This window comes from Candidatus Poriferisodalis sp., assembly GCF_965208895.1.
Lineage (GTDB): Bacteria > Actinomycetota > Acidimicrobiia > Acidimicrobiales > Poriferisodalaceae > Poriferisodalis.
In genome coordinates, this window is record NZ_OZ242363.1 from 3664149 (window position 1) to 3682627 (window position 18479).

The following is an 18479-nucleotide window of genomic DNA, read 5'->3' on the forward strand; positions in this document are numbered from 1 at the left end:
CAAGTCGGGTCATTTCGGTCATTCGTAGTGCTCACAGCAGTCGGCATGGCGTCAATCTATTTGCTCCAAATGGGCGGCATTGCGGCACTAGCGACACGGGTCATAGCGCTCGCGCTGCTGGCGACCGCAGTCATGGGAGCGATGTGGTACACCATTCGGCAGCGCAGCAGTGAGGCTGCTCGGTCTGCTGCGCGTGGGGAGCCTTCGGGCACCGACTGAGTCTCTGCGCTCACGGCTTCTGTCTATGCCTGCCAGCGAGCCTCGCGGCGACGCGATGCCGCTATTGCGGAGGCACGTCAGCAGCTCGAAGGCTGATCTTGCGAGACAGCGGGCGCCCGGTCGGCGTTGTGCTGGCCGGGTGCCGTTGTCTCTTGTCCCCACTTCCCCGGACCTAGGAGACTGCTGATTTATTCGGTTTCGGCACCTACGGCAAGTCTCTGACCTGCGGTTTTGCTCGGGCCAAAGGGGTGATCCGGGAATTGCTCAGCAGTCTCCTAGATGGTTAGTTCCAAGGGGTTAGTGGTCGTAGGCGATGAGTGAGCGTGCGGGGCCGGGCCGTCGGGTGGTCTGGTTGTGCCAGATGGCGGCGGTGAGGGCGAGCAGGCGGGTGGCGATGCGTGCTGCGACGCCGGTGCGGGTGCGTGCTTTGTGGCGTTCGAGGGCGGGTTGGCCTTTGAGGGCCCGGTTGATCGATTCGATGATCTGGCGCCAGGGCCGCAGGAACCTGGCGCCGGGCCGCGGGGCCTCGGTTCGGGTGGCGGGCCGTATGAGGGTGATGCCGGCGTCTTTGAGGCCGGTTTCGAACGTTTCGGAGCGGTAGCGGTTGTCGGCGATGAGGGTCTGGCCCGCTCGGGCGATCTGGGCGGTGGCGATCATGTCGGCGCAGACTTCGCGTTCGTCGGCTTTCGCGCCGGCCACCGCGTAGGCGATCGGCAGTCCTGCGGGGGTGGCGACCAGGTGCAGCCGCAGGCCCCAGAAGTACCGCGAATGCGACGCGCAGTACCCGTATTCGGCCCATCCGGCGAGGTTCGATCGTTTTTGGGTCTCGCGGCTTCGGCCGCACTCGATAGGGGTGGTGAATCGCCCCGAGTTTCGTGGAGGCTCTGTTCCTTGAGAGGATGGAGCGATGCTAGGAAATGGGAGATATCCGGCCGAGTTGCGTGAGCGTGCGGTGAGGATGGTGCTCGACAACGAGCGTCTTTACGGTTCGCAGTGGGAGGCGATCTGCTCGGTCGCGGAGAAGCTGGGGCCAACACCGGAGACGGTGCGGCTGTGGGTGCGCCGCGCTGAGATCGACGGCGGGACCCGCCCGGGGGTGACCACAGCCGAGCGTGCCCGGATCAAAGAGCTCGAGGGCGAGAACCGTGAGCTGCGCCGCGCGAACGAGATCCTCAAGGCGGCGTCGGCTTTCTTCGGGTAAGGGGCTCGACCGCCAGTCCCGCAGGTAGTGGCGTTCATCGACGCCCATCGCGGCCGGTTCGGGGTCGAGCCGATCTGCGCTGTGCTCACAGAGCACGGCGTCGGGATCGCCCCGTCCGCCTATTACGCAGCCAAGACCCGGCCGCCGTCGGCTCGGGCGCTGCGCGATGGCTGGCTGCGCGAAGAGATCGCCAGGGTGCACCAGGAGAACTACGACGAGGAGTGTCATTTCCTCTGTGTAAGGGGCTGGTCTGAGAGTGTCGTGTCGGTGATGGATCCCGGTGCCACAGAAAGGGCTGTAATGACTGAGAATCATCGAGAGAGGGTGTCGGCGGGGCCGGCGGCGGACATGACGCCGCCCCGTCAGGCGGCTCGCCGGCCCGCCCGCGACAACCGGACAGTGCAAGCGCCGAGAGCAGCCGCAGGCTTCCCCGCTGTGCATGCAGAGCTCTGGGCATCGGGGACCGTCGCATCATGACCGAGGAATCGGAGTTGCCGTCGTGGTGGCGGCCTGACTTCACGTCGCGCTACGCGAGAGAGCGCCAAGCTCAGGCGTTCTATGTGACGATCCCGTTCGTCGTCGCCGCGTTCCTGTTCCGGCTGTTAGCCGGCTTTGACTTCTATGTGAGCTTCGCCGCCGCAACGCCGTTCGCGGCCATCGGCTGGATCGGCCTGCGAGCACGGCTGAAGTACCGCCGCGAGCGCCACCTGTAGACCGCTTCAGAACCATCAGCAGTATCGGGCAGACGACAATCGCCACAAAGATCGCCGCGCCAGCGAAGTGCTGGCGGCGCCCGCATTAAGCGTTCGCCGAAACTGTCTCTGACCAGCGGTTATAGGTGACAGCGAGGTGTGGGAAAAGCTTGTCGGAGCGCAAGAAGCGAGTGCCCAGCCCGAGGCTTCGGTGCTGGTCGGTCGCCGGATTCAGTCAGTTGCAGCGGGCATGGCCAGCCGCAGCGCATCGGGCACCCACTCAAGCTGGAGTTCGTCGACGGTGCCGAGGTGATCGCCGTCAATCTGGTGTCCGAACGGGCGGATACCTGTCACGGTGAGTTCGCGCACATCGTCGATGCGCTGCACCACGTTCGGATCGGTGTCGCTCAGGTTTCCGTTTGCACGGAACACCGCCGAGAGCACATCCAGCGAGTCGGCGAATCGAAGCGACCGCAATCCCACCACGGACAGTCCGCTGTGCAGCGTTGCTGCGGGGGCGATCCGAACCGGACGACTGCCCAGAAACGTGTACGGGTCAGTGTTGGCCACCACGACCAGGAAGCAGCCGTCTATGGACGCCGTTGCCGGCGTCGTCGTGGTGACGTTCAGCGTCCCGGCCTGCCGGTCGTAGCGGCGCAGCAGCGTGTCGATGCCGGCGAGGAGGAACAGCGGGTGGCCGAGGTATCGCTTGAGCGTCGGGTGGCGCTCGACGCGCTCCACGATTGCTGCGTCGAGTCCCATGCCGCAGTGGAACAGGAAGTAGCGACCCGAGGTGCGACCCAGCCCTGCCGAGGTGATGCTGTCGGCCTCGAGCGCATCGAGAACTGCCTCTGTCGCCACGAGCGGGTCGTCAGGCGTCCCAATCGTCCGGGCGAACACGTTGGTGGAGCCGCCCGGCAACGCTGCGAGCACGCAGTCGGTGCCGGCAACGCCGTTGGCTGCTTCATTGAGCGTGCCGTCGCCGCCCAGCACCACCACGGCATCGGTGCCGGTCGTCGCCGCCCCCCGTGCGAGACGAGCCGCGTGGCCGCGCCGGTTGGTGAAGGCCACCTCGGTGTCGTGACGCTGCGAGAGCGCAGTGTGGATCAGCACGCGCGTCCGGGCGGTGGTCGACGAGGCGGAGTCGTTGACCAGCAGGAGGACACGCACCGCGCAAGTCTCGCCCCGACGCGAGCTTGCGAGCGCCATCAGACAATTGGTGTGGCAACGAAGCGCTGAGTCGGCAGGTTGCTGTTCCCGACGCGAGCTTGCGAGCGCCATCAGACACGGCGTGTGGCAACGAAGCCTTGAGTCGGCAGACTCTCGCGTCATGAAGGTCGTTGTGTGCGTCAAGCAGATCCCCGACCCGGCAGTGCCGGGACAGCTAGAGCCCGATACCAACACGTTGAATCGGGACGACAAGCTGATTCTGGATGAATCTGACTCGTACGGTGTCGAGATGGCACTGCAGCTCGTCGAGGCGGCCGGCGGCGGACAGGTGTCGCTGGTGTCGATGGCGCCCCGATCGGAGACCAGCGGGTTGCGGACGGCGCTGGCGATGGGTGCCGACGACGCCGTATTGATCAGCGACGAGGCGCTGGCCGGCAGCGACGCACTTGGCACTGCCAAGGTGCTCGGTGCCGCGATCGGCGAGCTCGAAGCCGACCTCGTACTGGCCGGCGTCGAGTCCAGCGACGGCTACACCGGCACCGTTCCCGAGATGGTGGCCGGCGTCATGGGCGTGCCGTCCATCACCTTTGCGAAGCACATCGAGATTTCCGACGGGGTCGCAAGCGTGCAGCGCCAGACCGAGGCGGGATACGACCAGGTGGAGTGCGCGCTGCCGGCGGTGGTCTCGGTGACAGCCGGTGTGGTCGAGCCGCGATACCCGTCATTCAAAGGAATCATGGCGGCCAAGAAGAAGCCGGTCGATGCGAAGGATCTCGGTGCACTGGGCATCGACGCGAGCGCTGTCGGCGTGGCCGGGGCCCGCCAGGAAACGGTTGAGGTGACCGACGCACCCGAACGCGAGGCCGGCGAGATCATCACCGACGAAGGCGACGCGCACACCAACATCGTCGAGTTCCTCACCGAGCTCAAGGTCATCTGACCCGACGGATGATGCACACCGGTTGAGCCCGCCACTTGAACTACTGACCTACGAATCCGACAGGAACCACTCCCCATGACGCTTGCACAGATTCTGCTCTTCGCTGAAGGCGATGCCGATGGTGCCTCCGGCCTCACGCTCGAGCTCGCCACCAAGGCTCGGTCGCTGGCCGACACCGTGACTGCATTCGCCCCCGCACACGGTGAAGCCATGGCTGCCGAACTGGGCGCACACGGCGTGACCACCGTGTATGCACTCGAAGGACTCGGCGACGGGCTGGTCGGTGTTCACGCCGCAGCCGCGCTTGCCGCTCATATCGACGCCGCCTCGCCTGATGCGGTGTTCTTCGGCCAGACCACCGACGGGCGCGATACCGCCGCCCGGCTGGCAGTGCTGGCGGATCGTCCTGTGTCCACCAACAACGTGGGCGCGCAGGTCGTCGACGGCGGACTCGTGACCGAGGAGCCGATCTTCGGCGGGACCCAGAACATCTACACCGCGTACCGCGCGCCGGCGCCAGCCCTCGCGATGTTCCGCCCGAAGAGTTTCGAGGCCGAGCCCAGCGGAGGCGGGGCCGCTGCCGTCGAGAGCGTCTCCGCCGTGGATCCCGGCGAAGCGGGACGAGCGACGGTGACCGGACGTCATGCCGAGGAGCGCTCAGGCCCGCAACTCGACGATGCCGCCGTGGTGGTGTCGGGCGGCCGAGGGCTGGGCCAGCCCGATGCATATTCGATGGTCGATGAGCTCGCAGGTCTGCTCGGCGCGGCGTCCGGTGCCTCTCGGGCCATCGTGGACGCAGGCTGGGTTCCCTACGCCAAGCAGGTCGGCCAGACCGGCAAGGTGGTGAAGCCCAACGTGTACATCGCCTGCGGCATCTCAGGTGCCACCCAGCATCTGGTCGGCATGAAGGGTTCCAAGAACATCGTCGCCATCAACAAGGATCCCGAGGCGCCGATCTTCGGAGTGGCCGATTTGGGCATCGTGGGCGACGTGCACAAGGTGATGCCGGCGCTGATCGAGGCCCTCAAGTCGCGTTAGACCAGCGGCTGTCGCACTAACGGTGGTTAGACCAGCGGCTGTCGCACTACCGCTGGTTAAACCAGCGGCCAGGGCCAGCGTCGGCCGCCGTCGTCATCGGGGAACCTCCCGAAGTCGGCCAGCCACTCGGCGCGCTCGGCCAGGGCGCTGAACTCGTCGGGTCGCAGCCACTGCGCAAGTTCGGCCGGCGGTTCAGCAGCGGATCCGATGGCGGTGCCGAGTTCGTCGTCGAAGGGTTCCCCGCCAAAGTCCCAGATGACCGTCCGCAGTTTGAAGTCGCTCGCGAAGCACAGGCCCTGGTCGATGCCGTAGATCGGCCCCCAACGCGACGCCAAGCAGTGCCCCGATTTGCGATCAGTGTTGTTGGCGATGAGGTCGAAGGCGCAGATCTGCCGCAGATCGTCATGGTGGCGTTCTTCGGAGACGAGCGTGAAGTAGTGCTCCTCGAAATTGGCATCAATGAACAGCTGAACCGAGCCCACGCCGAAGGGGCCGTCTCGCTCAACCGTGGGCGGGATGACGCGCCACCCCAACGCCTCCGACAGCTCGAATGCAGCGATCTCGCGCCGGTACAAGCCGGAAGGGAAGTCCCACAGCGGGCGCTCTCCCCGTTCGGGCTTGTAGATCGCAGCAGTGGGAGTGGTGGCGTGATCGATTCGCACCAAGAACGTGGCGTTGCTGCTGTAGGGCATCCTTCCCAGCACGGAAATGTCTCCCTGGCGGAGCACCTCGAGGGCATCGGTCACAGCCGCATCCCAGATGACCGGCAATTCGAGCTGCTGACCGTCGTCGCTGCGGGGCAGCACGTGGTGTGGGGCCGGTTCGTTCACGCTGAACCATCGCGTGCTGGGACCATCACGTGCGGGGCGGACGGTGCCCGTTGCGCATGCCGAAGTCGCGGCCCTCTTCGACGAGCAGCAGCGCCTGTTGTGCGAACCCGAGCGCCATCGAGTAGTCGAGATGGAACCGGGCGCGACCACCGGTGCGCTCGTCGTCATCGGCCGGCTCATCACCCGCAGCAGCCGTGCCCGCTTCAGGGTCGTCGCCGTCGTCGTCATCGATCTCGTCTGCAATGACCACGATGACCTTGCCCTCGGTATCCATGCCTGTGGCGAGGCGGCCGACGGTCCAAGCAGCCGTCACCGGTTCGACCAATTCACCGACCGCCACCGCGGGGCCCTCATAGCTCTCGCCTTCGAGCAGCTCGCTCAGCAGGTTCGCCAGCGCCCAGATCTGCCCCTTCTCCAGCTTCAGCGAGACCACGTGACCGGCCTCGGATGCCTGCAGGAAGAAGATCCGCTGGCCCGGCGGTCCGACCGTTCCGGCCACGAACGTCTCGGGATTGCGGAGGTCGAAATCGTCACTCATGCCGGAGCCAATGCTGCGAGGTCGGACGTGCTGTTTGTCGCCAGCACGACGGGGCCGTCAGTGGAGTACAGGATCGCAGTCACCGAGCACGGCGACACCACGATCCGCTGGAAGAGATCGAGATGGGTTCCCATCGCGTCAGCGACCAAGGCCCGTATGGGGTCGGCATGGCTGACGGCCACCACGGTCGCGCCGCGATGACGGGCCGCCAGATCGGTTGCCGTTGCGGCGATGCGCGCCTGCATCTGGCGGAACGTCTCGCCGTCGGGGAAGCGAAAGCCGCTGGGATAGCGCTGCACCTGCGACCATGCCGCGAGCTTGCGCAGTTGATTGAGCTTGCGGCCCGTCCAGCGGCCCATGTCTGCTTCGTTCAGGCCGTCGTGAGTGCGCACGCGGCGACCGAGGGCCGCAGCAATCGGAGCGGCAGTTTCCTGGGCTCGCTCGAGCGGGCTGGCGTATACCGCCGCCACACGGCGACCTCCTGCCGCGATGCGTTCTGCAGCACGCTGCGCCTGCTGGGCTCCCGCCTCCGACAGGTGCACTCCCGGTCGCCGGCCGTACAGCTCGACACCGGTGGTGGGCGTCAGGCCGTGACGGACGAACAGCAGCAGCGTGGGTCGGGCACGGTTTGGCACCCGGTGGAAGCTACTTGTCCAGCCCGCCGCGCAGCGGCTTCGCCGAACGCGGGCAGCGGCGACGGACGGCAACCATGCGGCCGTGAAGACTGGCACACTCGAAGGGTGAGCCCCACACCGAGAACGTGCGACGAGGTCCCGGCAGCAGCCAGGTGTTGTGTCGGCACCGACATGGAGGTGAGCCCCACGTTGAGTACGGGCGGCGAGGCATCGCGTGCGACGGCGCTGCAGCGGCTGAACGAAGAGATCGCAGCATGCAGGTGCTGTGACCGGCTGGTGGCGTGGCGCGAGCAGACGGCCGCCGACAAGCGGGCCGCATTCGCCGGCGAGGACTACTGGGGCCGGGGCGTGCCTGGATTCGGCGACCCTGGCGCAGCGATCGTGCTCGTCGGTCTGGCACCCGCCGCGCACGGCGCGAACCGCACGGGCCGGATGTTCACCGGCGACCGTTCGGGCGATTTCCTCTACGCGGCCCTTCATCGCTGTGGCTTCGCCAATCAACCGGGCTCCAAGCGTGTCGGCGACGGGCTCGAGCTGCGCGATGCGTACATCACCGCGGCGGTTCGCTGTGCGCCGCCGGCCAACAAGCCCACTCCCGTTGAGCGGGATGCCTGCCGGCCGTTCCTCCAGCGCGAGCTGGCGCTGCTGGTCAACGCGCAGGTCGCCATCGCCCTCGGCGCCTTTGCCTACGGCGTGCTGTGCACGTTGGGCGGCGTGCGGCCACGACCACGCTTCGGGCACGGTGCAATCGCCGAAGTGCCCGCCGTCAGCGGTTCAGCCGAGCCTCCGGCATTGGGCACCGTTTCTCGCATCGTCTGCTCATTCCATCCCAGTCAGCAGAACACCTTCACCGGCCGCCTGACCGCCGACATGGCCGATACGGTGCTCCGCGATGCCCGCCGGCTGGCGAACCTCCCGCCTGCCTGAGCGGATGCGCGGACTCAAGCGGCTTCGCATTGCGTCACCCGTTGTTCCCCGCTCTTGTTCGCTGCGCTCGCCGGTCGACCGCCGGGCCCCGGCCTCAGCCTCTGGGCCCCGACGACGGCCCCTGTTCGCCCGGGGGGTACGTCTGGCGGCCGCTGTGCTGGCATTGGCGGGTATCGCCGCTTGCTCGGCGACCGTGATCGAGGTGGAGCCTGCGGCCGGCGGCCAAGGTGCGGCGGGCTCGCAAGTGCCGCTCGGCAATCCGGGCACGCTTGCCGCGCCCGGCACTGGCGGCACTGGCGAAGCCGGGCTGCTCGGGGTCGAGCCGCTCATCGCCTTCATGGATGCGTGCGTGGCAGACGCGGGGCTCGTCGGGCCGTGCCACTGCGCTGCGGACCGGATCGAGGGCGGCCTCACCTCTGTCGACCTTGAGGTGTTCGAGGACCGCATGGAAGGCGGCTTGGAATTCTCTCCCGAACTGGCTGCCGCGCTGGTCGACTGCCGAACCGCAGGCCCGCCGCCCGGATGGTCCGACGCGCAGCAGCAGACCTATCTGGATGCGTGCTCTGCCGACTCGGACCGCCTGAGGGGCCTGTGCGCTTGCTCGCTGGCCCGCGCGCAAGACGTGGTGTCCGCCCACCGGCTGACGGAATTCCTGGCGAGCAACGATGTTCGACCGGCCGTGGTCGACTTCATCAACCTCTGCCTCTAGCCAAGGGTGGCCGAAAACCTTGGGTCTCATCAGACGACGACCGCCTAGCGTCGCGTTTGGGCCAGCCTCTCAGGCTCACCACCCATTGCGAGGTGTCTGCCGGAGCCTGCTGAGGCTGGCCTCTGCGAGTGATGCTATACGAACCTCGCTGCGGCCTTGGCAGCTATTTCTTGGTCGGTTCGGGCAGCAGAGCGGGCTTGTCCCACGCAAACTTCGGCCAGCGGGCGCGTGACTTCTCGCTGAGCTTGTGCATGAGCGCTATCGCGCCCGGGTCATCGTCGCCAGGACGCCCAATCAGCGAGCCGTCGGCGAGCATCTTCATGATGATCTCACGGCCGATGTCGGTGCGGACGATGGTGAGGGTCCAGTCGGGGTACTTGCCGATGCCGCCGGTGGAGATGTCGGCGTGCTCAGCGGCGAAGTCGGGGCAGTGGTTGCAGCCCTCGCGGGTCCAGGCGTGGCATTCCTTGAGATTGATCTCGTAGTAGCCGCCGTCATGGGTCCAGATCTGGAAGACGCCCTTGATGTTGGTCTTGCGGATGAGGTGGCGGTCGAGCCCGTACTTCTGCTCGAACAACTCCTCGAAGATCGCTTCGTCGAATGACTTCGAGCACAGCAGCCCGATGTTCAGCACGAAGCGGTTGCCGACCTTGCCCACCTTGCGGGACTTGGCAACCGGCACGATCGAGCTCTGGCAGCTCATGCCCACCAGAGCGATCTTCTGTGCGCCGGCCTCCATCGCCTCGTCATAGGCGAGCGTGTTGGCGGAATAGGTGTAACGGCTGCCGGCGCCGCGCAGCACGTCGTCACGGTTGAAGGCCACTCCCGGCGAGGCGGTCCACTGGTTGCCGTCGCCGTCACCGACGTAGGACGTCAGGGCGGCGTCGATGTAACCGTGGTCGAGAGCCCAGATGAGGATTGCCGAGACCAGTCCGCCGTCCTGGCCGATCTCGTGGACAAAGTCGTCCGAGGCCCTCGTCAGGATGATGTCCTTGAAGACGCCTGAGGGTTCCTCGCCAGTGCGGTGGCGCCCGAACATGAAGTCGTCGGCTTCGTCCTCCCATGTGCGGAAGCGGGGGCACGCACGGGTGCAGCTCGTGCAGCCCTTCTGGCCGTGGCCGCAGTCTTCGAGCCCCAGCTCCTCCTCGAGATGGAATGGAATGAAGCCGCCTTGGACGTGCTCATAGCCGATGACGTCGTGCGGGCAGGAGATCACGCAGCCCGCACAGCCGGTGCACAGCCCCGAAGTGATGACCTCGTCGTAGAGCTCTTTCCACTGGAAGGTCCAGCGCTGCGGCGCGCCGTTGGACGCCGGGGGAGCTCCAGTCGTCGCCTCGGTCGTTGCGCCAGTCATTGCCATGGCCAAAGACTATGGCAGGTGTTTCGAAAGCGAACCGCGACGACCCCGTGGGGCGACACCGTCGGTGTGGGCGTCAGGAATGCTGAAACCGCTGCTCAGGACTCCGAGAGGCTGAGCCGCTAGGCGAAGCCGTGGCCCGAGCGGCCCGTGAGCGCAGCGAACAAGAGCGGAAGGCAACGGGTTCGGCAGCGAGAGGGCGCACTAGTCCGCGCAGGCTCTAGGGTGGCCCGCCGTGACCGAGGCAGATCTGCTGACGCTGCTGGCCGAAGGACGGGTGGCGACCCTCGCGACAATCCGGTCCGACGGGCGTGTCGACCTCGTGCCGTGTACCTATGCCTTCGAGGCCGACGTTGTGGTGACTGCGGTCGATCACAAGCCGAAGACGACCATGGACCTCAAGCGGCTCGACAACGTTCGACGGTTCCCCGAGGTCACGATGCTCATCGAGCACTACGACGACACGAATTGGGAGCGCCTGTGGTGGGTGCGTCTGCGAGGGCGCGCCGCGGTGCACACCGAGGGTGCGCAGCACCGCCATGCGATCAAGCTGCTGTGCGAGCGCTACCCGCAGTACGCACAAGAGCCGCCGGTGGGCGCCGCCATCGTCATCCAGCGCACCGAGTTGACCGGCTGGTCCGCCGCCGACTGAGCGCCTCGGCCGGCATGGTGCCAGCGCAGCGCCCTCGGCAGGATTCGAACCTGCGCACATGGCTCCGGAGGCCACTGCTCTATCCCCTGAGCTACGAGGGCTGAAGGTCCAACCGGATTCGATGCCCGGACCCAACGCCCGGTCAAGCTACCGACCGCTCTTGCCCCCCGCTCTGGCTGCAGTTGATCGCCGGCGGTGAGGGCTCGGGGCTGGCCACCGCATCGAGTCGTCCCCGCTCCAGTCGCAGAGCAGGAGACTGTCGTACCGCTGGCGGGGCAGCCCCAGACTCAGGACTCGCCCACAATTGTCCCGAGAATCGGCACCCGGCAGGGATAGGTTCGATTCGGTGACGGAGCGGCAGCGATGAGAGATGTGCTGGCAACGGCTATATCGGCGGCGCTAACGCGTCTGGGCGTCGACGCCGACCCGTCGCGCATCGGCCTCGAACGCCCGGCTCGCACCGACCACGGCGACTGGTCATCGAATGCCGCATTGGCGAACGCGAAGGGCGCAGGGCTGGCGCCGCGTGAGCTGGCACAGCGACTCGCTTCGGAGCTCGACGACGCCGGCTTGCCGCATCTCGAACGGACCGAAGTGGCTGGACCGGGATTCGTGAACATGCACCTCGCGCCGACGTGGCTGCACGATGTGCTCGGCGCGATCCTCCGAGAGGGAACCGACCAGTACGCACGCCTCGATGTCGGTCGCGGGCAGACTGTGAATCTCGAATTCGTGTCGGCCAATCCCACCGGCCCGCTGCATGCCGGCGGCGGCCGATGGGGCGCATACGGCGACAGCCTGGCCCGCCTGTTCCGTCGCTGCGGTTATCGCACGTATACCGAGTACTACGTCAACGACCGAGGCGCCCAGATGGAGCTGTTCGGACGTTCGCTCGCGGCGCGGTTGATCGGCGATGCGGTGCCTGAGAACGGCTATCACGGCCAGTACGTGGGTGAGTGGGCAGCCGAACTGGCCGTCGCCCTGCTTGATGAGCCGGCATGGCAGGCCTGGGTAACCCAGGGCGGACCCCACAGCGAACGGAGTTCGGAGGAGCGCCAGGCGGCGACGAGGGCTCTGCAAGAAACCGGATCGAACATTGTCGGATCTCCCGATGCAGGCACGGATCTGTTGTCGGAGCTGATGTCCCGCGGCGGCCTGGCTTACGCGTCATCGTGGGGACGCGAGCGGGCATTGCTCGACGTCCGCGAGTCACTGGACGCGATGAACGTCGGCTTCGACCATTGGCAGAGCGAAACTGCGCTCGTCGCAGACGGCGCCATGGAGCGCGCTGTCGAGCGCCTGCGTGAGGACGGCTGGTTGTACGAACGCGACGGCGCTCAATGGCTGCGCACCACTGAGTTCGGCGACGACAAAGACCGTGTGCTCTATCGCAGCGACGGCGAGCCCACGTACTTTGTGCCCGACATCGCGTACCACCACGCCAAGTTCAGCCGCGGTGGCCAACACATGGACCTCGTCATCGACGTGTTGGGCGCCGATCACCACGGCTACGTGCCGCGCATGGCGGCGGCGATGCAGATGCTGGGACACTCCGCTGAGTCCTATGAGGCCATCGTCGGGCAGAACGTGACCCTCATGCGCGATGGCCAGGTCATCGAGTTGTCCAAGCGCACCGGGACGATGGTCGAGGTGCGCGAGCTCATCGATGCCGTCGGGCCGGATGTGGCGCGCTTCGCCTTCCTGCTGCAATCGATCGACACACGTCAGACCATCGACATCGACCTGCTGTCAGCGCAGGCTTCAGAGAACCCCGTCTTCTACGTGCAGTACGCGCACGCTCGCATTGCTTCGGTGGCCCGGCGAGCCGAAGCCGACGGGGTCGCGCCGGTGCCGCCCGGGCGCACCGATCTCTCGCCGCTCGCCGGAGAACGCGAGCTGGCAGTCCTGCGAGCCCTCGAAGTGCTGCCCTCGGTGGTCGAGCTGGCGCTGCGCGAGCGCGCGCCGCACAAGGTGACGACATGGGTGCGCGACCTGGCCGCCGCCTTTCACGGCTTCTACCACGACTGCCCGATCCTGCACAGCGACGTGCCCGAAGAGGTGCGCGATGCCCGGCTGTGCCTGACCGAGGGCACCCGCATCGGTTTGTCGATCGGCCTGGACCTGCTCGGCGTGGACGCGCCCGAGGCAATGTGACCGGGGAACGACGGTGCTGTGATGACTGCCGAACCAGAGGGTGCCGGAGCCGCTGAGTCCGAGGTGCCCGGCGACGATCCCAGCGGCCCGATCCCGTTGCGGTTGCTACCCGATACCGCCGAGGTTTCCGATCACGGCCACCTGCGAATCGGCGACTGCGACCTGCTCGATCTTGCGGCCGAGTTCGGCACGCCCCTGTTCGTGTACGACGAGGCGCATCTGCGCGCCCGCTGCCGTGAGGCCGTCGGGGCCTTCGACGGCGGAGCCGCCTACGCCGCCAAGGCCTTCCTGTGCGCCGCCATGGCCCGTCTGGCGCTCTCGGAGGGCATGGACATCGATGTAGCGAGCGGGGGCGAGCTGGCGACGGTGCTGCGGGCGTTCGACGACGACGCGTCCGAAAACGTGGCGAGTCGAATCGTGCTTCACGGCAACAACAAGTCCACGGCGGAGCTCACGATCGCTCGAACTGCCGGAGTAGGGCGCATCGTGGTCGATTCCTTCGACGAACTGGACCGTCTCGACGAGTTGCACCGTGCTGACGGCATCGTGCCGAGGGTGCTGCTGCGGGTCACGCCGGGCGTGCGCGCGGAGACGCACGAGTACATCTCGACAGGTCAGGCCGACTCCAAGTTCGGCTTCGGCATCGACCAAGGCGTCGCGGTAGCCGCCACCGAGCGAGCGGCAGCGATGTCGTCGGTCGAGCTGGTGGGCATCCACTGTCACATCGGCAGTCAGGTATTTCGCGTGGAGAGCCTCGCCAAGGCGCTGGACGTTGTCGCCGAATTTGCGGCGCCGCTCTTCGGCAGCTCGTCGAACGCGGCCGGCCGTCTGGAGGAGCTGTCGATCGGCGGCGGCCTTGGCGTGGCGTATGTGGAATCCGAACGGGCGCCCACGATCGCCGAATGGGGAGCTACGCTGTCACGCAGGTGGGCTGAGCTCAGCCGACGACATGGCCTCACAGCGCGGCTTGCCGCCGAGCCTGGCCGGGCCATCGCTGCCGCAGCCGCAGTGACGCTCTACGCGGTCGGAGCCGTCAAGGAAGTGCCGGGGGTCCGTACCTACGCGGCTGTGGACGGCGGCTACGGCGACAACCCTCGTCCGATGCTCTATGGCAGCGACTACACGACGTTCATGCCAGGACGGGTCACCGAGCCCCGACCTGAGCGGGTGCGGCTCGTGGGCAAGCACTGTGAGTCGGGCGACGTGATCGTGCGTTCTGCCCCCATGCCGACGGGTTTGGCGGCGGGCGACTTGGTGGCGACGCCGGTGACGGGGGCCTATGGCTATTCGATGGGCGCCCCCTACAACCGCATCGGCCGACCGGCTGTCGTGTTCGTCGCTGATGGCGATGCTCGCCTCGTGATCCGCCGCGAGACTGTCGACGACATGCTTGCCTTCGACGTTCTGTAGGCGCCGACTTGGCGGGCGTGATGCCACAGCGAAGTACTGTCTCGCACATCCGGCCATGTGGGCCATTCATTCAGCAGGCTTAGTAAGGATCACGCCATCGTTCCCGCTGTCTTCGCATTCTTCGGCGCACTGATCGGTCTTGCCGCTGGTCCTGCCGGTATTCCGGTTGGCGCCGCAATCGGCTACTTGATCGGCCGCGATATCGGGTCTCGTGAGATGCGTTCTCGTCTGGACGCACTTGAGCGGACTGTCGACAACTTGCGTCGCTCGGCAGTACGCCGAAAGGAAAATGACGAGCCAGAGGCGGCTGCGGAACCCGTACCACCGTCTTCAGCGGCGCAACAGGTCCCGGTCGCGCCCCCTCGAATTCCCGACCGTCCACCCGAGAGCGAGACCGAGCCAGACGCTGCGCCGGCATCTGAGCGCGAGCCAGGGCCCGAACCTGAGCCAGACGCTGCGCCGGCATCTGAGCGCGAGCCAGAGCCAGAGCCAGAGCCAGCACCGCAGAGCGCACCCGAATCGGACCTTGATCTTGATTCGGAACCAGTTCGCGAATTGCCCGGGACAGATCCGGTACCAGCCGAACCGACGCGTACGCCCCGCCCGGCACCGGCACCGCGTCCGACGCCCGCACCGGCATCTGCGACGAGCCCTGCTTCGGGGCCTGCCCCCGCGCCCCGGCCGGCGGTGCCTGCCACCCGACGGTTGCAGGCTCCTCGTCGACCGGCGAAACCGCCCGGGCCCACCTTGGCGGCGGTTGCCGTTGCCCGTGCGCGCACGTGGCTGCTGACGGGCAACTCGCCCGTGAAGATCGGGATCATTGTCTCGCTGATCGGGCTGGGATTCCTGCTGCGGGAAGCAGCGGTGCGCGGCTGGGTGGATTTCACGATCGAGATTCGTCTGGCAGCGGCGACTGCGTTCGGGCTCGGTTTGCTGGCGTTCGGTTGGCTTCAGCGGACGAGTCGGCCGATCTACGGCCGCAGTCTGCAGGGCGGCGGGATCGCTGTCTTGTACCTGGTGACGCTCGCCGCGTATGCCTTGTACGACCTGGTGGCACCACTGGCGGCCCTGGCTGCGGTCGTGCTGATCACCGTTGCGGCCGGTGCGCTGGCCATGATCCAAGGCTCGCTGACGCTGGCGATGCTGGGGCTCATCGGCGGCTTCTCTGCGCCGCTGCTGGCGTTTGCATGGCCCCAGGATCACTTCGAGGTGTTCGGGTTCTACGCGGTGCTGGGCGTCGCCGTGGTCGCCGTGAGCAGGCTAAAAGCGTGGCCGACACTGGTGCTGTCGGGATACGGCTTCACATTCGTCGTGGCCGGGTTGTGGCTCTTTGCTCGCGAGGAGCACAGCGACTGGCTGCAACTGCAGCCGTTCGTGGCGTTCTTCGTGCTGCTGTACACCCTCGTGCCGCTGGTGTGGCCTCCGGTGCCGTCGTCTCGCGAAGAACCTGTCGGCTTCTCCGACGCATGGATCAATCCGTTGCTGTTCTGCACGCCGTTTGCAGGGCTGGCGATGCAGGCGCTGCTGGTCGGCCATTTGCGCTACGGCGTCGCGGTCAGCAGCGCGGTGCTTGCCGTCATGCACGCCGCCTTCCACCAGCTGTCCCGCCGCTTGGGGAACACCTCCAAGCAGTTCGAAGTTGCCTATGCGGCGCTCGCCGTGGTGTTCTGCGCTACCGCCGTTCCGCTGTTCTTGGGCGCATCGGCCACTTCGGCCATCTGGGCGGTGCAAGGTGCGGTGCTCGTGTGGGCCAGCTCACGCTGGGGCTCGCGGCTGGCGCTGCTGGGCGGCGCTGTCCTGCAGGCCATCGCTGCTGTTGCGTACGGGGTGCGGATCACCACGGACTCCGTGGACTGGGACTCTCCTGCGGTCTTCGGTTTCTGGGCCGAGGCCACACCGGTCCTCAACGTGTACGCGCTCGGCGCGATCATGCTGGCTGCCTGCGGGCTTGCCAGCGCGGAGTCTTTGCGCCGCTCATCGCGCTTCGATCCCTGGCGCCTGTCGGTGCAAATCGCGGCGTTGGTGTGGGGTGCCGGTTGGTTCCTCTTCGCTGAGACTGCCGCTGTTTGGCTCCGATTCGGATTGCTGCCCACTGTCGGGTTGTGGGCAGTGCAGGGCGCTGCGGTGACGTGGATGGCGTCGAGACGCCGTTCGATGCCGGTTGCCGTGGTCGGCGTCGCCATGCAGGCAGTTGCTGCCGTCGCGGCTGTGTTCAAGCTGAGCGACGACGCTGCGGGCCTGTCGCCTGGCTCGTTCGAGTTCTGGGCGGACACGCTGCCGGTCGTCAACCAGTACTTCGCCATCACTGCGTTCTTGGCGGTGTGCGGGTTCGCGAGCGCCACGGCGATCTCCCGGTTCGTCGGTGACCGTGATGACGCCTGGCGCGCAGTCATGTACTCGGCGTTGGCGCTCGGCGGGGCCTGGTTGCTGTTCGCCGAGTCAGCGGAGATGTGGGTGCGGGCAGGGCCGTTTGCCGTGTCGACGCTGTGGACGGTCGAAGGAGCGGTGCTGGTGTGGCTCGCTGCGCGGCGTCGCATGGCCGTTGGCGATGTGCTCGGCACGCTGCTGCAGTTCGCTGCCGCGGGGGTCTATGCCGCTCGGTCGGTTGAGGACTACTTGGCCACTGAAGGTGCGGATCGCTCGTCTGCCCTGAGCTTCTGGGCAGACGAGACCACGGTGCTCAACCCGTACTTCGGCGTCGCCGTTCTGCTGGCCATCTGCGGAGTCGCCAGCGCGTTGATCGGCTACCGGTCATCCTCGGCACTCGGCGAACTTCGCGTCCCGTTGATGTGGCTGTCGCTGCTGTGGGGCGTCGGCTGGTGGCTGTACGCCGCCGCGGCGCAGATCTGGGTCGTGACCGATGACTACCGGCTGTGGGGGTTGTCGCTGCTGGTGTTCGGCACGCTGTCAGCGTTGGTGGCTGCTGGTCGGGCGCTGAGGTGGAACGAGTTGGAGTGGGCCGGCGTGCTGATGCTGCCCACGCTCGGCGTGGCCTTGGTGGTCGCCCTGGCCAGCAAGGACTACCCGTCTGCGGACTGGGGCTGGACAGCCTGGCCGTTCATGTTCGTGGCCTACGCGGCGTTCTTGCGCACCGGTGGCGACCGGCTGAAGGCAACCGGGCTCTACGGCGGGCTCTACTGCCTGGCGAGCGTGTTCCTAGCCGCCGAGGTGTACGGCCAGTTGGCGCAGGTCGCCGATGGGGCATGGCCGCTCTACGGCGCGGCGGCGGCGGTCCTGCTGTGGATGGAGGCTTCCCTGCTTGTCCGTCCGGTTGCGTCATGGTTCGTGGGCGACGGATGGCGTTGCTGCCTGCTGTATGGCATCACCCCGGTTGTTTGGGCGGCAGCCGCGGGTGTCGGCATTGCTGTGGTGAACCACCACGGAGACGTCGACCCGCTGCTGTTTCTGCCGATCTTGAATCCGATCGACATCTTCGCCGCAGCCTCGGTCATCTTGCTGTTGAGGTGGAAGCGGGAGATGGTCGCGGAGCTGTCCGCGGATTCGGACAGCCTGACCCCAGCCATCGGGAGCCTGCTGCGCTTGGCAGCGACACCGTGGCTTCCTGTGCTCAGCGCGGCGAGCGTCGTAGCTCTCACGATGAGCGCGGCTCGGACAGTCCACCACTGGGCGGGTGTGCCGTTCGAGCTGAGATCACTCGTGTACTCCACTGAGCTGCAGGTTGCGGTGTCGATCCTGTGGGCTGCGATCGCACTGGCGGCGATGGTCGCCGGTGTGAGAGCGGGCGACCGGCGCATCTGGATCGTCGGCGCGTCGTGGATGGGCATCGTGGTGATCAAGCTGTTCTTGGTCGACCTCGCAAGCTTGGCTGCGCTGCCGAAAGCCGGGTCATTCATCGGCGTCGGCATCGTGCTGCTGATCGTCGGCTATCTGGCCCCAGTCCCGCCATCGCAAGCCAAGGCCGAGAGATCAGAAGACGATCCGGAAACACACAGCCGATCCTCGAGCGAGACGGTTGAGTGACTGTCTGGGCCAACAAGCGACTCGAC

At 66.8% G+C, this 18479-nt stretch carries 17 protein-coding genes, 1 tRNA gene, 1 pseudogene and 1 other annotated feature; of the genes and pseudogenes, 12 read left to right on the plus strand and 7 right to left on the minus strand.

From position 1 onward, the window contains the following. Nucleotides 1-45: 45 nt before the first annotated feature. On the plus strand, nt 46-219 hold the full coding sequence (locus ACOGJB_RS16365; protein ID WP_419838160.1) for a hypothetical protein: 174 nt from the start codon (nt 46-48) through the stop codon (nt 217-219). Between the two features lie 297 nt (nt 220-516). Here the strand turns inward: ACOGJB_RS16365 and ACOGJB_RS16370 are convergent. Further along, a pseudogene (locus tag ACOGJB_RS16370) lies at nt 517-1077 on the minus strand (transposase); the annotation flags it as partial. A gap of 49 nt (nt 1078-1126) precedes the next feature. Here ACOGJB_RS16370 and ACOGJB_RS16375 point away from each other — a divergent pair. The 3 genes from ACOGJB_RS16375 (at nt 1127) to ACOGJB_RS16385 (ending at nt 2133) form a co-directional block, all read left to right on the plus strand. Continuing rightward, on the plus strand, nt 1127-1420 hold the full coding sequence (locus ACOGJB_RS16375) for a transposase (RefSeq protein ID WP_419838161.1): 294 nt from the start codon (nt 1127-1129) through the stop codon (nt 1418-1420). Then, nucleotides 1405-1534 (plus strand) — a sequence feature (AL1L pseudoknot). (Overlaps the previous gene by 16 nt.) After that, on the plus strand, nt 1448-1897 hold the full coding sequence (locus tag ACOGJB_RS16380) for a hypothetical protein (protein WP_419838162.1): 450 nt from the start codon (nt 1448-1450) through the stop codon (nt 1895-1897). (Overlaps the previous feature by 87 nt.) Then, a complete protein-coding gene (locus tag ACOGJB_RS16385) occupies nt 1894-2133 on the plus strand; it encodes a hypothetical protein (RefSeq protein ID WP_419838156.1) in 240 nt (79 codons plus the stop codon). Before ACOGJB_RS16380 ends, ACOGJB_RS16385 begins: the two co-directional genes overlap by 4 nt. A 210-nt stretch (nt 2134-2343) precedes the next feature. Here ACOGJB_RS16385 and ACOGJB_RS16390 read toward each other — a convergent pair whose 3' ends face one another. Continuing rightward, entirely contained in the window at nt 2344-3282 is a 939-nt protein-coding gene (locus ACOGJB_RS16390; protein WP_419838163.1) for a diacylglycerol/lipid kinase family protein, read from the minus strand. Nucleotides 3283-3442: 160 nt separating this feature from the next. Between ACOGJB_RS16390 and ACOGJB_RS16395 the strand changes: the two genes are divergently transcribed. Together ACOGJB_RS16395 and ACOGJB_RS16400 are read left to right on the plus strand one after the other, a co-directional pair. Further along, nucleotides 3443-4222, plus strand: coding sequence for an electron transfer flavoprotein subunit beta/FixA family protein (locus tag ACOGJB_RS16395; RefSeq protein ID WP_419838164.1), 780 nt, complete (start codon nt 3443-3445; stop codon nt 4220-4222). A gap of 75 nt (nt 4223-4297) precedes the next feature. Beyond that, the gene (locus ACOGJB_RS16400) at nt 4298-5260 is read left to right on the plus strand and encodes an electron transfer flavoprotein subunit alpha/FixB family protein (RefSeq protein WP_419838165.1); all 963 of its coding nucleotides are present in this window, start codon (nt 4298-4300) and stop codon (nt 5258-5260) included. A gap of 56 nt (nt 5261-5316) precedes the next feature. Here ACOGJB_RS16400 and ACOGJB_RS16405 read toward each other — a convergent pair whose 3' ends face one another. The 3 genes from ACOGJB_RS16405 to ACOGJB_RS16415 are packed head-to-tail and all read right to left on the minus strand — an operon-like array spanning nt 5317 to nt 7263. Next, the gene (locus ACOGJB_RS16405; RefSeq protein ID WP_419838166.1) at nt 5317-6090 is read right to left on the minus strand and encodes an SCO1664 family protein; all 774 of its coding nucleotides are present in this window, start codon (nt 6088-6090) and stop codon (nt 5317-5319) included. Between the two features lie 25 nt (nt 6091-6115). Then, on the minus strand, nt 6116-6628 hold the full coding sequence (locus ACOGJB_RS16410; RefSeq protein ID WP_419838167.1) for a DUF3090 family protein: 513 nt from the start codon (nt 6626-6628) through the stop codon (nt 6116-6118). Continuing rightward, complete coding sequence (locus ACOGJB_RS16415) at nt 6625-7263, minus strand: MSMEG_4193 family putative phosphomutase (RefSeq protein WP_419838168.1); 639 nt, start codon at nt 7261-7263, stop codon at nt 6625-6627. The genes ACOGJB_RS16410 and ACOGJB_RS16415 overlap by 4 nt, the downstream gene beginning before the upstream one ends. A gap of 105 nt (nt 7264-7368) precedes the next feature. On the opposite strand from ACOGJB_RS16415, the gene ACOGJB_RS16420 reads away from it, so the two are divergent. Beyond that, nucleotides 7369-8190: a uracil-DNA glycosylase gene (locus ACOGJB_RS16420; RefSeq protein ID WP_419838169.1), complete on the plus strand. Its 822-nt coding sequence runs from the start codon at nt 7369-7371 to the stop codon at nt 8188-8190. A 202-nt stretch (nt 8191-8392) separates the two neighbouring features. Then, nucleotides 8393-8899: a hypothetical protein gene (locus ACOGJB_RS16425; RefSeq protein ID WP_419838170.1), complete on the plus strand. Its 507-nt coding sequence runs from the start codon at nt 8393-8395 to the stop codon at nt 8897-8899. Between the two features lie 163 nt (nt 8900-9062). Here the strand turns inward: ACOGJB_RS16425 and ACOGJB_RS16430 are convergent, their stop codons facing one another. After that, nucleotides 9063-10259 carry a Coenzyme F420 hydrogenase/dehydrogenase, beta subunit C-terminal domain gene (locus ACOGJB_RS16430; RefSeq protein ID WP_419838171.1) on the minus strand — a complete coding sequence of 399 codons (1197 nt, stop codon included), beginning with the start codon at nt 10257-10259 and terminating at the stop codon, nt 9063-9065. A 232-nt stretch (nt 10260-10491) separates the two neighbouring features. Between ACOGJB_RS16430 and ACOGJB_RS16435 the strand changes: the two genes are divergently transcribed. Beyond that, the gene (locus ACOGJB_RS16435; RefSeq protein WP_419838172.1) at nt 10492-10908 is read left to right on the plus strand and encodes a TIGR03668 family PPOX class F420-dependent oxidoreductase; all 417 of its coding nucleotides are present in this window, start codon (nt 10492-10494) and stop codon (nt 10906-10908) included. A gap of 29 nt (nt 10909-10937) precedes the next feature. On the opposite strand, the gene ACOGJB_RS16440 is transcribed toward ACOGJB_RS16435, so the two are convergent. Further along, nucleotides 10938-11009: transfer RNA gene (locus ACOGJB_RS16440), tRNA-Arg, on the minus strand. A gap of 262 nt (nt 11010-11271) precedes the next feature. Between ACOGJB_RS16440 and ACOGJB_RS16445 the strand changes: the two genes are divergently transcribed. The 3 genes from ACOGJB_RS16445 to ACOGJB_RS16455 all read left to right on the plus strand — a co-directional run bounded on the left by ACOGJB_RS16445 (nt 11272) and on the right by ACOGJB_RS16455 (nt 18453). Continuing rightward, on the plus strand, nt 11272-13062 hold the full coding sequence (locus ACOGJB_RS16445; protein ID WP_419838173.1) for an arginine--tRNA ligase: 1791 nt from the start codon (nt 11272-11274) through the stop codon (nt 13060-13062). Between the two features lie 21 nt (nt 13063-13083). Next, the gene (lysA, locus tag ACOGJB_RS16450) at nt 13084-14472 is read left to right on the plus strand and encodes a diaminopimelate decarboxylase (protein ID WP_419838174.1); all 1389 of its coding nucleotides are present in this window, start codon (nt 13084-13086) and stop codon (nt 14470-14472) included. A gap of 216 nt (nt 14473-14688) precedes the next feature. Next, entirely contained in the window at nt 14689-18453 is a 3765-nt protein-coding gene (locus ACOGJB_RS16455) for a DUF2339 domain-containing protein (protein ID WP_419838175.1), read from the plus strand. Nucleotides 18454-18479: the final 26 nt, after the last annotated feature.